Source organism: Paenibacillus algorifonticola (genome assembly GCF_000971975.1).
Lineage (GTDB): Bacteria > Bacillota > Bacilli > Paenibacillales > Paenibacillaceae > Pristimantibacillus > Pristimantibacillus algorifonticola.
This window is the reverse complement of sequence record NZ_LAQO01000048.1, coordinates 16,377-31,691: the sequence shown is the minus strand read 5'-3', so window position 1 is coordinate 31,691 and position 15,315 is coordinate 16,377. Positions and strand designations below refer to the sequence as shown.

General features: G+C 48.4%; 10 protein-coding genes and 1 tRNA gene. All 11 read right to left on the bottom strand.

Annotation, left to right across the window (positions count from 1 at the left end; genetic code table 11):
- Nucleotides 1-12: 12 nt before the first annotated feature.
- On the bottom strand, nucleotides 13-912 hold the full coding sequence (locus WH37_RS30045) for a carbohydrate ABC transporter permease (RefSeq protein ID WP_046234337.1): 900 nt from the start codon (nucleotides 910-912) through the stop codon (nucleotides 13-15).
- The gene (locus WH37_RS30040; protein WP_052737332.1) at nucleotides 909-3,536 is read right to left on the bottom strand and encodes a DUF5696 domain-containing protein; all 2,628 of its coding nucleotides are present in this window, start codon (nucleotides 3,534-3,536) and stop codon (nucleotides 909-911) included. Before WH37_RS30040 ends, WH37_RS30045 begins: the two co-directional genes overlap by 4 nt.
- A 16-nt stretch (nucleotides 3,537-3,552) precedes the next feature.
- A complete protein-coding gene (locus tag WH37_RS30035) occupies nucleotides 3,553-4,176 on the bottom strand; it encodes a Yip1 family protein (RefSeq protein WP_046234336.1) in 624 nt (207 codons plus the stop codon).
- Nucleotides 4,154-5,602, bottom strand: coding sequence for an SMP-30/gluconolactonase/LRE family protein (locus WH37_RS30030; RefSeq protein WP_177218096.1), 1,449 nt, complete (start codon nucleotides 5,600-5,602; stop codon nucleotides 4,154-4,156). Before WH37_RS30030 ends, WH37_RS30035 begins: the two co-directional genes overlap by 23 nt.
- Nucleotides 5,603-5,621: 19 nt before the next feature.
- Nucleotides 5,622-6,485 carry a carbohydrate ABC transporter permease gene (locus WH37_RS30025; protein WP_046234335.1) on the bottom strand — a complete coding sequence of 288 codons (864 nt, stop codon included), beginning with the start codon at nucleotides 6,483-6,485 and terminating at the stop codon, nucleotides 5,622-5,624.
- A 5-nt stretch (nucleotides 6,486-6,490) separates the two neighbouring features.
- Nucleotides 6,491-7,363 (bottom strand): carbohydrate ABC transporter permease, encoded by an 873-nt coding sequence (locus WH37_RS30020; RefSeq protein ID WP_414812611.1) that lies wholly within the window; start codon nucleotides 7,361-7,363, stop codon nucleotides 6,491-6,493.
- A 115-nt stretch (nucleotides 7,364-7,478) separates the two neighbouring features.
- A complete protein-coding gene (locus WH37_RS30015; protein ID WP_046234353.1) occupies nucleotides 7,479-10,355 on the bottom strand; it encodes an extracellular solute-binding protein in 2,877 nt (958 codons plus the stop codon).
- Nucleotides 10,356-10,505: 150 nt separating this feature from the next.
- Nucleotides 10,506-11,906 carry an ABC transporter substrate-binding protein gene (locus WH37_RS30010; RefSeq protein ID WP_177218095.1) on the bottom strand — a complete coding sequence of 467 codons (1,401 nt, stop codon included), beginning with the start codon at nucleotides 11,904-11,906 and terminating at the stop codon, nucleotides 10,506-10,508.
- A gap of 293 nt (nucleotides 11,907-12,199) precedes the next feature.
- A complete protein-coding gene (locus tag WH37_RS30005; protein ID WP_046234333.1) occupies nucleotides 12,200-13,249 on the bottom strand; it encodes a LacI family DNA-binding transcriptional regulator in 1,050 nt (349 codons plus the stop codon).
- Between the two features lie 358 nt (nucleotides 13,250-13,607).
- Nucleotides 13,608-13,689, bottom strand: a tRNA-Leu gene (locus WH37_RS30000).
- 111 nt (nucleotides 13,690-13,800) lie between these two features.
- Nucleotides 13,801-15,258: a DHA2 family efflux MFS transporter permease subunit gene (locus WH37_RS29995; RefSeq protein WP_046234352.1), complete on the bottom strand. Its 1,458-nt coding sequence runs from the start codon at nucleotides 15,256-15,258 to the stop codon at nucleotides 13,801-13,803.
- Nucleotides 15,259-15,315: the final 57 nt, after the last annotated feature.

Sequence of the window (15,315 nt, the reverse complement as noted above, 5' to 3'; positions counted from 1 at the left end):
TCCTTCAATCCGCTAATCTTGATAAAAAACCTTACGCGAGACAAGCGATGTCGTAATCCACAGCACAAGCGCAATGACAGCAAAATACATCCACGCCATCGCCGCGCTGAGGCCAAAATCATAGCTTTTGAATGCCGTATCCACGACAAGCCGGCTTGTTTCATCACTGATGAAGCTGTCGATAATCGTATAGACCAGGTTCGTCAAAATTAACGGGCTGATCATCGGAAACGTAATTTTCCAGAACGCCTCGTAGCCAGTCGAGCCTTCGATCTTAGCGGCTTCGTACAAAGAAGGAGAAATGGACTGAAGACCCGCCAGGAAAATAAGAATTTGGACACCCGATTGGCTGATAATCTCATAAATTCGGCTGACAGCACCTGTCAAATACTCCACAAAGGTCATACTCACCCCTGATTCGATGAGCAGCACGGCGAGCTCTAGATTTTTCATGATGGACAAGCCGCCGCCGGTAGTATCGTTTGCGCTTCGAACGACGGATTGCATCAAATCTCCGTTCTCGATGCTGGCGATAATGCCCGATGCCAAAATAACGGGAAGGAAGAAGATTGCCCGGGCCAGCACCCGTCCTCTAAATCTCTGGTTAAGCAGCACCGCAAAAAATAAGCTGAATATGATAATGAGCGGTGTGTTGACCGCAATATCCACGACCGATTCCGTCAATATTCTGACGTACGATTCATGCGACAACAAGGCTTCCCGGTAATTGGACAGTCCGATAAAGTCCAGACTAAAGCCGTCATTCGTGACTTGCAGATTGCTAAAGCTGTACCGAAACGATGACAGCAGCGGAACGATAAACAGGAACAAGAAGCCTGCAAACCAGGGAAGAATGAAATACAGTCCGTAATATCTGTTTTTTTGTTCAAGCGAAAGCTTCCTGAACCTCATCGCTGTACTTCACCTCCCACCCAATAATCCTTTGCCCTAACTGTAATTCCGCCCACTTCAGCCAAAACATCGTTATAATTGACGATAATGGTTTTCCCTTTTTCGAAAGTGGTCCGGTACACCCCATCTGCAAGTGCCCGATGATCAATAATCGCCTGGGATTGCACATCATGGAGAACGTCGTTAAGTTCTTCATACCTCTGCGCCGCTTCGTCGATCCAGCCCCGATAATCGGCCGAATACAAATGGTCGAACTCCGTCATTTTGATCGCGGATGAGTCAGCAAAAAACCACGTGTAATGCAAAGAGGAGCCCGTTTCGAGCGCTTTTAGAAAATTGTAGGAAGAATCTTGATCATCCGCCATGTTCCAAGCGCTTCCAGCTGTATGAACGTAACCGTGATAAACCAGTTGAAAAAATGGAACGCTCTCATCGGTAATATTATAGCCGCTGCTTGTTATCGGGGCGTCCACAATATGCCGCGCATAGGGGACCGAATAGGCATTTCCGCCCTCCATCAGCAGTTCCTTGACGGAGCCGCTTATTTTCTTCAGCTGTTGTTTTACGATCTCTTTCGCTTCCTCGCGATTGATGACCTCAGAACGGTTGAAATCGGAGTTCAGCTCGCTGCCAAGATCGCGCAGCGACAGTCCGGACAGCTGCAGCTTCCCGTAATCGTCCATAAATCCAGCTGTGATTTTCGGCAGCGACTTCGGACTGACTACATAACCAGGCTCGCGTTCATCCTCTTGACTGAAGCTGGCCACGCTGTAAGGATAAATTTCCGCCAGCCTGCCCGTAATAAATCGAGAAGCTTCGCTCGACTTTTTGAAACCATCCGCTTGCGGAGCAGCCTCAAGAAAAGCGGCATCAGGAAGCAGCGATATACCGTTCGCATCGGCATATGCCTTAAGCTCGTTTAATCCTTCACTTCCACCGAGCTTCTTGTCAACGGCAATCGACTTGGGAAGGTTATGGTTTAGACCCTCGTTAAACCAACCCGTATAACGCAGCTTGATGCCGCCGATTCCCCTATCCAGCATTTGTCCCAAAATAGACTCCGCCTGATTGAAGGTCGTAAGCGGCTCATAGGCTTTATAAGGAATGCCCAAGAAAAATTTCTTTTTCGGTATGCCACCAATTAGCTCGACATAGAACGGAACTTCCCCTTCATCCAGCAGCCTCGTTAGGCCTGTTTGCTTGATCAAATAATTGCGGTAATGAGCCGCCATGCCTGAATAGCTGGCTTCCCCCGTGCCGAGAAAGCCGTAACGAACCGTAATCTCCCCTTCAAAAGGCTCCGCTTGAAACTTTTTGACCGTACTGGAGCGCCACCCGTTCGTCAAGGTAACCTCCTCCAAATGAGTCAGTGTAAAGCTGGAAAAAACGGTATTATAATCGTTCAGCCTGCCGCTTACGTCCGCTTCAACCGCGGCGACCGCATCACCCTTTTCAATAATTGCGACAAATGCCCGGTTCTCATATTTCATGCCGAATACAGGCAAGCGCGCAGCTTCCTCTTGCTGAATTTTGATGAGCTGGCTAATGGACGCGTCGGAACCGTAAAGGGCCGTCCGAAACGGCGCGTCGTAGGTTTTGCCATTGTTGAAACGGATCAGCGAACCCGATCCATCCGGCACGAACGTATAGCCTTCATCCTCGCGTCCACTTGCGCCAAAAAACGGAAGCAGGGAAAGGGTTTGAATTTTCATCGCAGCTGGATATTCGATCTCGCTGGCCGCAACTGTCACCAACAGATGCTCGCCATCAAGCCGATAATGCAAAGGAATCCGAACATTGGCGCTGCCAGTGGACGCTTCGCCATACGCCGCCTTATCAATTGCTTTCTGCTCCTCGTCATAGCCGATCCGATTGAAGATTTCGGTAACCTTTGATAATCCGATTCCTTTAAAGGAGGAGTCCCTTCTTTCATAACGCTGGTTTTTCTCATCAAATTTAAAACGCTTTTCAACTTCTCTTTTGTCCACCGGCTGTTCGATTTTATCCAGAATGACGGTTTGAAATCGGTCCGCGCTAATATATTTAGGGATCTCATCGATGTCGCTTTTGACCTCCCCTAGCGTATAGACGATGTCAAGTCCGCCATTTGCCTTCTCTATGGCATATTGGCCGTTCTGAACGCTATGGGTGTAATTGTCATACTTCAAGGCATTTCCCGCGCTGTCAAAATAAGCGATCTCGACCTGCACGTTCAGCTTCGTCTTGTTATAGCCGGTTGCGACCGAATCATCTTCGCGATTTTGCGGATTGGAATACCAGACCACCTGGCTTCGCTTGTCCCGAACCGCAATTTCCGTCGTTTCAGGGTTGACGTACAACGATAAAAATTCATTTTCAGCCGCCATTTCCATACCATCGGACAAAGCAGGCACCTTGCCGGAAAGGCTGATTGAAGGCGCAAGCCCGCTATTTTGCCCGTTGCTTGGCGCAGGCTCCAACACTTCCTCTTCCGCAGATTTCGACGCGGATACAGATGCTAAACCGGATGCAGAAACAGGCTCAGCTACGACCTCGGATGCATATTCCGCGAAATTGGTGCCTTGAGATATAAGCAAGCAGCCAGTAATGGCTGCCGTCATGATGATCGCAAGCTTCCGCTTCACCGCTTGGCCCCCTTTCTTATGCTCGCAATGAAAGTTCCTGGTAAATCGTGTACACAAAACTAACGATTTGCTGGATCAGGCTGAAGAAGAGCAGCCCTAGAAAAATAATGACGCCCATCACTACAACCGTTAACAGCATCGTCATGATCGTCTTCGTAACCGTATATTGATGAATCGTCATCGTTCCAATAAACAGCAGCCAAACAAACCATATCGCTGCCGCAGATTCCAGCAAATAATAGAAAGAGGCCTCGCGCAGCGTAATCACATTGCTGAGCAGCATATTGGGCAAATAGATCAAAATCAAAGGAAGCATCGCATAACCCGTAGCGATGACAATCTCTGCAAATTTCCCTTCTCCGTCCATCAGCGTAGTGAGCGACCAGTTCGCGACACACCACAGGAGGAAAGGCAGAATGATGTACTTCAATTCATCAATGCTGTTTAATTCAAGCGGATGATTATAGTTGACGACATAGCCAGCATACTGCCGCTTCAGGATCATCGTAACCGTCACGGCGAGCAAAATGACAAGCGCGATCCGGAGCTTTCCTTTATTCTCGTATTTTAGGTCCCAAAACCCGTCAAAGGGATGGAATGCAACGTGCAGCGAGTACCTAGCCTCCTTGAGAAACCGCATCCTGTTTCAGCTCCCCCTTTCTTAGCCTCATGCTTCGGCGAACGGCGATAACGACCAGAATCAGCGGGATCAGAACCGTCATAAAGATCCCAAAGTGCTCACGCATATATTCCCTGCGATATTTCGTTAAGGCTTTGGAATAATATTCCCTGTCGTTGCCCAGCTTCAGAAAAGTCATAGCTTGCTTATATTCGCCTTGGCGCAGCATCGACTTTCCAATGCCGATATAGGCCATTTCATAATTCGCATCAAGCCGGAGCACTTCCCTCCATAGCTTTGCAGCATCATCGTGTTTCCCTATGCTGTATAATCCATTCGCCTCGTTAACGAGGCTTCCGAATTTGGTCGCAACAAACTCGGTAATTCTCCCCTGATCGCGGTCCAGAACAAAGACCCGATTGCCGGAGCTTTCAACCGCAACCGGATTTTTAAACGTGCCCTGCTGATTGCCCAGCTGGCCAAATACGTATAATAGATTGCCGTCTTCGTTATAAGTAAAAATGCGTCCCCGGGTCGAATCAAGCGTCCGGTAAACGCCATTGCCGCTTACATCGATGTCAATGAAGGCCGAGCGCATTGTGCTCAAATCGCCTACGGGACCTATATTCCCATTTATGCGAATAACATCAATGCCGGATGGATTCAGCCTTTTGACGGGAGCTGAAGTCTGCTTGTCAGCTGTAGTCGTAAAGATAAATCCGTCCAGATCAACATCTACATTGTTAAATTCAATGGGGACAAATCGGATCAGCTTTTCCCGCTGCTCTTTTGTCGATACCGTCTTCCAGAACAAATCCACAGGATCAAACTGCACGCGGTTCGTCCCCATAAATCCAGTAAAGCCGCCCTCGCTGTCGAATTCTATAATGCCATCGAAGACGCCTCTGGCGACAACGTAAATACGGCCGGCTTTATCCACGATGACCTTTCGCGGGAAGTATTCGAAATTGCTGCTGATGACCTCCGACTTCGGAGCGGAAATTTCTCTGACGAATGCTCCGCTGCCGTCCAGCTCGACCACGCGCCTATTTTCGGTATCCGCCACATAGATATGACCAGCCTCCGTAACGAAGATACCTTCCGGATTATTGAAACCGTCCTGCTTGCCGTTGTTCTGGAAGCCCTTAATTTGACGGACTGCCTTCCACTCGCTGTCAAGCACGACAATTCGCCCGTTTCCTGAATCCAGAACGTACAAATGGCCGTCAGGCGCTACAAACATATCAACTGGAGAGCTCCATGGCCCTATTCCTATTTCTTGTCCCGTTATCGTCTTGGAAGGAAGATACGCGATTGGCGAATGAACGGTCTCCCCCCAATAGGAATAGGTATACCCCTCATACGGCGACGCGTGGGCCAGCTTCGGACTTAAGCCGGCGAAGATGAACACAGCAGCCATAAACAGTATCGCTCGCTTTATTTTCAATCCATACGCCCCCATCGCTTTAGTCCTTCATCCCAGACGAAGCCATTGTCTGAATGACATTGCTTTGTGAAAAAACAAATGTCACGATCGGCACGGTCATCATAATAACCGCCACTGCGGCGCCCACCCCTGCACGGGCAATACCGCCTTGAATGATTTGCCCCATCGCATAATGCATCGTCTTGAGTTGTTCGCTGTAAATGAAGCTGCCTCCATCCGTTCCCCAAAGCATTTGCATCATCAGAATTAGCAGCGTCAGCCAGGCAGGCTTGACGAGCGGCATAACGACTTGCCAAAATATCCGGTATTCGCTGGCGCCGTCGATCTTAGCAGCTTCCAGCAAAGCATCCGGTATTTGCTCCATGAATTGTTTCATTAAATACAGGCCAAGCGGATAAGCAAACGCCGGAATGATTACAGCTTGGTACGAATCCATCCATCCCAGCACGGACATGATCATATAATTTGGAATCGCCGTCACATGCGGGGAAAACATCAGCGAAAGGACAATAACCGTAAACAGCACTTTATGTCCGCGAAACTTATGCTTGGCTAGCGGGTAAGCCGCCGCCGATGCTAGCAAAATATGTCCTGCCGTTCCAGCTGCCGTAATAAAAAAGGTATTGAAAATATATCTGGAAAATGGAACCCATGAATTTTTCATGACTTGAAACAAATCCGCGAAATTTTCAAGCGTTGCATTCCTTACGAACAGCGTAGGCGGGAATATAAACAGCTCATCAAGCGGCTTAAAGGCATTATTCATGACATAGATCAACGGAACTGCCATAAAGGAACCAAACAAGCCCAGTACAAGAAGCAGCATAATATCCACCTGCCAGGACCGGTTCACTCTTTTTTTCAGACGCATGGCCAGCTTCATCTCGCCTATTCCCCCACCCTCTTCAGCAACTTTTGAACGGCCAGATTGGTGCCCAGCATCAGCATAAACAATACCGTTGCGATTGCAGACGCATAGCCCATTTCGAAACGAATCGTACCGTAATCGACCAAATGGGTAACGACCGTATGCGCTCCATATTGCACGCTCGGAAAGCCAGCCAAAGCCATCGCGACGTCTGCTACTGCAAGGGAGGACGTAATCTGGATGACGGCGCCAAACATCAGCTGCGGCCTCATTGAAGGAAGGGTAATAAACCAAAGCTCCTGCCAGCGATTTTTCACGCCATCCACCGCTCCTGCCTCGTACAATGTGCGGTCAACCGTCTGCAAGCCGGCAATGAATGCCAGAAAGCTGGTCCCGAGGCTGAGCCACAGCTGGACGATAATAATAATCGTGAGCATATAGTCAGGATTCTGCAGCCATTGAATTGGCTCGTAAATAAACCCGATCTTCATCAGAAAGCCGTTCATAATGCCATACGAATCGCTTGAAAAAATAATTTGCCAAATAAAGAAGACGTTGCCCGAAATCGACGGCGCAAAAAACACGAGCGTCATAAATGCCCTGATTTTTGGGTTAAGCTCATTAATAAGCCATGCGAATACGAAACAAGCGATATAGCTGACCGGGCCAGTTATGACCGCAAAAATAAGCGTATTTTTAAGTCCAATGAGAAACACATCGTCGTTCCAAAGCAGCTTGGAATAGTTCTCCCATCCGACCCAGCGCGGAAATTCGAGCATATTAAAATGCGTAAAGCTGAAAAAGATGGAAATGATGACCGGCAGCACCGTAAATAACAGAAACAACACCATATAAGGAGCCAGCAGGACAAACAAATGCTTATCCCGCTTCATATCCTTAATGAACAGCTCCCATTTCCTCTGTGGCCCAGCAGGGCGCCCCTTCGGCTGGAGCATGATCTCAGCCGCGATTTTCGTTTTCTGCAAAAGAGTCCCTCCTTAAGTCCCCTCATTCCAAATTAAACTCGCCTCTTTTTTGCGCAATTTCATAGTCGATTTCTTGGACATAATCGTATAAGGAGTCGGCTGTATTCGTTCCGTTGTTAATCACTTCCCGCAAAGCATTGTCCAAATGCCTTCCTGTAAAATAGCCTCCCGGCACCTCCGGCACGCCCTGTACCCATTTCCATTGTTCTTCCAGGCTGCGATAATTGCGCGCCGGCCATGGCAGTTCCTTGAGCGCTTCGATATTGGCGGTCGGATAACGCGCTGCAGCGCCCATCAATCCCTCCATCTCTCTGCCGAAGCGAACCTGGGCATCCTTCCCGACCCACCATTTCATAAACTCCCAAGCTGCGTCCTTGTTTTTAGCCTGCTTGAGCATAATCGCGGCTGTCCCGCCGCTAGCCACATCCCGGCGAATGGAACCGTCCTGCTGCACGGTGCCTGGAACTGGAACGAACTCCCACAAGCCTTTAATTTCTGGCGCGGATACGCTCAAATAATTGTAAAAGGTGTAATCCTGTATGCCGACCGGCATTTCGCCCGTCCGAAAGCGCATCGGAAAATCGAAAATGAGCGGCAGCTTGTAGCTCGTATAGAAGTCGGTCCATTTTTTGAATGCATCTAGTCCGATCTCTGTATCCAATCCGCTTTTGGCCCCGTTGTTCAAATAGAAGGAGCCGTCCATCTGGTATAAAAGCATGGCAAACGCCCGGTTCGCCTCCAGTACAGGAACACCCGTCGTCTGGGCAATCGGAAGCGCGAAATCCATATGATGCTTTTGCAGAACAGGGATCATCGCGTAGACATCATCCCATGTTTGCGGCGGCTCAAGCTTCAGCTCCTCCAATATATCCTTCCGATAAAAGAGCATATTGAAAATTTGCTGCTCAGGCAGAGCAAACACCTTATCCTCAAATCGGTAAGGAACAATCGCGCTGTCCCTGAACTGCTGCACGACCGTCTCATAGCCCGGGAATTGCGACAAATCCTCCGCTGCATTCCGCATGCCGAAATTAACCGGCACATCGTTGCCGACCTGCATGGCTACATCGGGTCCCTCACCTGCCAGAGACGCACGCAGCAGCACATCCTGATTGACAAGCTTAAGGTTGACTCCAACACCGGTAAGCGGCGTAAAAGTATCGTCAATCATCGCTTTCAGCACTTGAGCCTGATCGCGGCCGGTTCCGATCCATACCGTTATGGATTGCTCATCTTGCGCCATATTTCCGATCGTATCGTAATCTTCAAAGAAGGAATGAAAGAAGGAAGATACCTCATGAACGATTTTTTTAGAAGCTGAAGCATCCGCTTCGGACAGCTCTACATCAGACGAAGCCAAAGCGAGGTAATCGATTTCGAGCGGCTGCTCTCTCACTTGCAGGATCCAAGCTCCGACGCTGCCAACATTAATTTTGAATTGAGACAGCCGCTTCTGGACCGTTTCCGGTTTTTTGGCCAGATCTGCTAATTGATAGGCGGTTTTATCCAATATGGCCGTCTTGTCGCTTTTCTCGCCTGTCAGGCGCACTAGCTCCTTCGACACGCCATATAGAATGTCGCTTTGCTCCTGAAATATGCCGACCATGTCGGGTATTTGTTTATCTAATTGATAATCCCTATAAGGATCGGGTACATTGCCGGTAATCATCAAGATTTTGCGATACATGGCATTGATGTCGAGCAAGCTTGCTTCTACTTGGCGAATCAAAGGAGCCATTGCTCCTAAGCTCACCTCCAGCTTCAGCTCATGCTTCCCTTTCGTCATATAAAATAAATAGGGCTTTTCCTCGCTGCCTAGCACATTCATCTGCCAGTCCGAGTCATAATAAAACGGAATTTGCGTCATTTCTTGAAACGGGATGACCCCGTCAATCCATAGCGAGCGTGTGGAATAAATGCCCCGCAGCAATTCTTGCCTGTTCTTGATCGCAATTCGGTATAGTCCGTCCTCTGGCGCTTCAATGTCCCATGCGATCCATTGGCCCGGCACCCGCCAGTTGTTGCCGCCAATCGTATTCATCTTAATCTTCGATACGTCATAAGGCTCGGTAGACGGGCTGGAACGGTCGGAAATCGGATATAAGGTCGGAGACGATTTATAAGCGGCATATTCGCCTTGAACCTTAATCAAATGTCCGCTGGTCTCCGCATAGCCCTTTGACTTGTAGTCCGACTCTACCTCTTCGTAAGTCGAAGGCTCATCATATCGATGCACTTTCAAATAGTCGATCGCCATCGGCTCTCTGGAAGATACTAGCGTCAACGTGTGCTGGCCAGCCGAAAAATAAAAGACGTACGGCTCCTCATAGTAGCCCTCTGTATCTCGAAGCAGCGACTCCTGCCACATCGGCCATTCTACCTGACGCGGCCGCAGCTCATTTTCCCGGTTATCCTGCAAAATCTGATCACTTTCATTTTTCCATATGCGCTGAAAGGTCAAATTTCTGGCGCTGGCGAACGGCAGCACTCCGTCGATCAACAGCTCCCGCTCGATTGCCGAGCTTTTTCCTTCGATTGGAAAATAGCGGATGGCGATATGATACAAGCCGGATTTCGGCACCTCAAGCTCCCACTCCATAGAGCCGCTTTCCCCCGTCTTGACAAAATCGCCCGATACGCCGCCGAGCTCATGAATGATTTCGGGTTCCATTTCGCTTGCGCTTGTGTAGTCCGCCCCTCGTATGACCATTTCCTCCCGAGGCCGTTCTTCATCCTTGTAGCGCTGCAGGTAATGGCCATAGCTGTTTTCTGATTCGTTTGTCAAAAAGCTCTGGTCGCTGCTTGAATCGGCTTCTGTAGTCGAGTCGGCTTGAATACTGGCTGCGCCGGACTGAGATATAGGGAAAACCAATATCGAAACCAGCATAGCGATAACCATGATCCTAGCGGCCGTTTTTCTGGAAAATACGATTTCCACCTAATTCCCCCCTTTTATAAACTGGCGAAATTTTGTATTACGGCAACCGCCCGGTTTTCCCTAATCAGAAAGACGGGCAGGCCGCTTTTTTATGGGCAAAGCTTTCGGAATCTACTCTTTCTTGTCCTGCTCGCCTCTCAGCACTTTTTCAGCAGCCGCTTGCGCAGGCCCAATTACCTGGGCGACGCCCGTTGACGGCGTAATTTCGCCCTTGACGAATTTGCCGGTCACGGAGTCGAGCTGATCCTTAATGCCGAGACCGCCGAAGCGTCCGCCGAACACACGCTGTACTTTTCCAGCGTCATTCATGGCATTAGCGATGGAGCTTTCATCCGGCAGCACATTTTCCTGCCACAGCCTGCGATTTTCCTGCCAGTTATCGAAATCCTGAAGCTCTTCCCAGATTTTCACGATGACATCCGGATCCTTGACTCCTTTAGGGATTACGTAAGCCGCCGTTTGACCAAGCGGATCAAAATAGGTGTCCGCCTGTGGTCCCTTAGGAAGGTAAACGTATCCCCACTCATCCTTCATCTTGTCCTGAAGGCGCCCCTCGATTTCCCACAAGCCGCCCGGATACATGGCAATCGTGCCTTCCGCAAAATATTTCGCCGGATCCTCCCAGTCGTTTCCTTCATTTTTCTTCACAACTTTATGCTCGTTATACAGGCTATAAAGAAAGTTAAGCGCTTCCATAGAAGCGGGTGAATCAAAAGCTACTTTTTTGTTCGCCTCGTCGTATATAATGCCGCCGTTGCTGGCGATCAGCAGCTCCGAGAAAACATAATGCGCACCAGCAAGGCCGTATTGGTCAGCTTTTCCGTCACCATTATTGTCTACGGTCAGTTTCTTCGCGGCATCGAGCATCGACGTCCAATTCCAGTTGTCCTCAACCATTAGCTGCTGCGGATCTTTTAAGCCTGCTTCCTTGAAAATCCTTTTGTTATAGAACATCCCGGTGTCATTCGGGTTATACCAGCTTTCCAATCCAAATACATGGTCGCCGCCAAAGCGCATCGATTCAACAACATCCGGTGCAATCCGCGTGTCTTTAAGGTGATCTTCCAATGGTGTCAAAAATCCCCCTTGCATAAGGCCCCATATGAAGCCGTCAGGCAGTCGGACGATTTCAGCGAAAGGATCGTTGGACATGACAGAGGAGGACAGCTTCTCTGTAGTCGACCAATATTCCGTATTCAAGTATTTGATTTTTACGTTATATTTTTCTTCCACTTTTTTGATTCTTTCACGTGCCAATTCGTCCGCTTCGGAATCTCCGTCAGGGGAAGCATCCCACCAATGCGAGATGCGAATTTCTCTGCCACCCAAATCAGCGGCTGGAGGTTCAGGCTCCTGAGTAGGAGCAGGCGTTTCCTCCGCAGCAGTTGCAGTTGCGGTTGCGGCAGGCGATTGGGTAGCTATTGCATTTCCCGCATTGTTGCCACTGCAAGCAGACAAAATCATCAATACAGCCGTTAATAAAATAAGCAACATCGATTTCATCTTGTTCATCTGTTTCACTGTTCAGCACGCTCCCCTTAATGGATGGTTAATTGAATACTGCACTTGCTCATCGCGATTTCATTGAATGTAAAGGCTTTCATGAAACCCATTTCAGTATAGCTCGCTTGCTTACTATGGTCAACATTAAAGTTTATATTTTCCACATATGGATTGATGAAAATAATCGCTGCCTGCACATTTCATTAGGCCTAAAAAAAGAGCAGCAAGCCAGATGTTTCTGGCTTGCTGCTCCTTCAGGACGTTCTTGCATCATGCGCGGAATGATCCCCACAAACAGGCTTTTAATTGGAGCTGACCTTCTTTTGGCCACTCCGCGCTCCCGTACTTTGCCGAACAATAAGCTGTGGGGCCAAAGAAGTAAGCTGCTTGACCTTTTCTTTCTTCATGATCGCTTTAAGCACTTGAACCGCCATCCGCCCTAGCTCGTGCGCCTGCTGGGAAACGGTAGTCAACTCAGGGATAAAATGATGGGCCAGAGGAATATCATCAAATCCGACAATGGACATGTCAGTTGGAATCGTCAGTCCAGCCTCCGTCGCCGCCTTGATTGCCCCGATCGCGGTATAATCGTTGACGCAGAAAACAGCGGTTGGCCTCTCTTCCATTTCGAGCAGCTTCAGCATTTGGCGCTTGCCCGAATCGATGGAAAAGCTGTCCGGCAGCAGCCAATTGTCCCGAATTTCCAGTCCCTCATCCTTCATCGTCTTTCGGAAGGCCCGCAGCTTAATTGAGGTTGTGGTCATATGGCTTTCCCCGCCAATGAAGCCGATTTCGGTATGGCCCAGCTCAATCAAGTGCCGGACTGCCAGAGCAGTGCCCACCGATTCGTCCGTAGCAACTCTGATCAAGTTCGTATTGCGCAGCCCGCCGTTAACGAGCACAGTCGGAATGACACTTGCATGCTGTACGAGTTCCTGCACCAAATGCTCATCGCAGTTCTTTAAATTAATCCTTCCCCCTAAAAAAATAACACCATCCACGCGTTTCTCCCGCATAATGCTGAGATATTCCGATTCCTTAGCGTAATCTCCGATAGAATTGCTAAGCAGAAATGTATGTCCCGACTGCTGCGCCTCTTCCTCCGCTCCAGCGAACACTTCCGGGAAAAAGGGATTGGTCAGATCAGGAACAATAACACCAATGATGCCGGTTTCTTTTTTTAGTAAGCTTCTGGCCATTGCGTTAGGCTGAAAATTGTATTTTTGAATAAGTTCTTCAATCTTGGCTCGAGTAGATCCCTTTACCGGGGCGGTATCGTTCAATACCCTGGATACGGTGGCAACCGATACTTTGGCCTCTTTGGCAATATCATATATGGTGACCTGCTTCAAGCCCAACGCTTCCTTTCTGCTATCAAGTATCGTCCCATTATAGCAAAATGGGACATGTTATGTAATGGATGACAGCCATTGCAGCAAATAGAGCAAAAAAGGGACGGATCGCTTAATCCCCCCCATCTTACTCAGGCTACAGTCTAGATTGTTCGGTATACAGAGGACATCAAAAGATAACTTCTGATATCGATTAAGTGAGTCAGCTGCCAAGCACCATTCGTTATTATATTCCTATAACCATCTCGCCGTCTGACATTGTACCAGATCTAGGTTAAATAAAAAAACATAAAAGAAAAGGACTGGTTCTCAGTAGTTAAACACTACTGGAAACAGTCCTTACTCTTCAAATTCATAATGCGCGTGGAGGGACTTGAACCCCCACGTCGTGAAACGCTAGATCCTAAGTCTAGTGCGTCTGCCAATTCCGCCACACGCGCGCGATGTTCGCTAACAGCGAATAAACATACTATATCAGAAAACATCGCATCACGCAAGCATTTTTTAAAAAACTTTCAAAAAACAATTGGCACTTCTATTTAGCGCCAATATTAAGCTCCCTGTTTGCCTGCTGCCGTTACCTTCACTCGCTGAATGAAGAAAGCAACTACTAGGCCAACAAGGGCAAGCACCATTGCAAACACAAAAGCATTTTGCACACCTGCGGTCAAACCGCTAATCAAGTTGGCTGGCGATTCTGGATTCCCTTCTGCTGTCTTAAGGAAATCATCCATTCCAGCGGTCATAATACTCACTGCCAGCGCGGTTCCAATGGCACCCGCAACCTGCTGCAACGTGTTCATAATTGCTGTTCCATGCGGATACAGCTCAGGCGGCAGCTGATTCAAGCCATTCGTTTGCGCAGGCATCATAATCATCGAAATCCCAATCATTAGCAGGGAATGAAGCACGATGATCAATGCAGTCGTTGACGCGGTAGAGATATCAGAGAAAAACCACAGTACAACAGAAACGACCAGCAGGCCTGGGAGAACGAGCCATTTTGGTCCATATTTATCAAACAGTCCTCCCATTACAGGAGATAGGAAGCCGTTAATCAGCCCTCCTGGAAGAAGAAGCAGCCCCACGGTTAATGGGCTCATCATTAGGCCGCGCTGCAAATACATAGGCAATATCAGCATGGAAGACAAAATAACCATCATGCAAATAAACACCATAATCAAGCCGATTGTAAACATCGGGTATTTGAACGTCGTCAGATTAATCATTGGCTCTTTCATCTTAAGCTGGCGGATAACAAATAAAATGAGAGCAACAATACCAACGATCATCGCCACAATTACTTTCGCGCTGCTCCAGCCATGCTCCCCTTCTCCCGCGCTGCTAAAGCCGTATACGACTCCGCCAAAGCCGAGGGTAGACAAGCAAATCGACAATATATCGATACGCGGCCTAGTCAAGGTGGAAACATTTTGCAAATAGACAAGCCCTACAAATAACGAAATAATCAAAAACGGCAAGGACACCCAGAAAATCCAGTGCCAGCTTAGGTTCGCAATCAGTATGCCGGCAAAAGTGGGACCCGTTGCTGGTGCGAACATCATAATTAGTCCTATAATACCCATCGCTGCGCCACGCTTCTCAATCGGGATAATGACGAGAATCGTATTAAATAATAGCGGCAGCAGCAGCCCTGTGCCCGATGCTTGAAGCACACGCGCAATAAGCAGCGTTTCAAAGTTCGGTGCAATAGCCGCTACAAATGTGCCTATGATAGAAAAAATCAACGACCATACAAACAATTGCCGTGTGGTAAACCATTGCAGCAGCATGCCAGATACCGGCACCAGTACACCTAGCGTCAGTAAAAATATAGTCGTAAGCCATTGCACAGTTGCCTCGTTAACGCTCAAATCTCTCATTAGATCAGTCAATGCTACATTTAGAGCTGTTTCACTAAAAAAACCGATAAATCCACTAAGCAATAGCGAAATCATAATCGGCATTACTTTGTAAGACTTATTGGGTGAAGCTGAAGTCTCTTGCATCGTTGCTTGCACTTATGTCGTCCTCCTGCGAATTAAAAATTCATTTTGTTGTAGCCT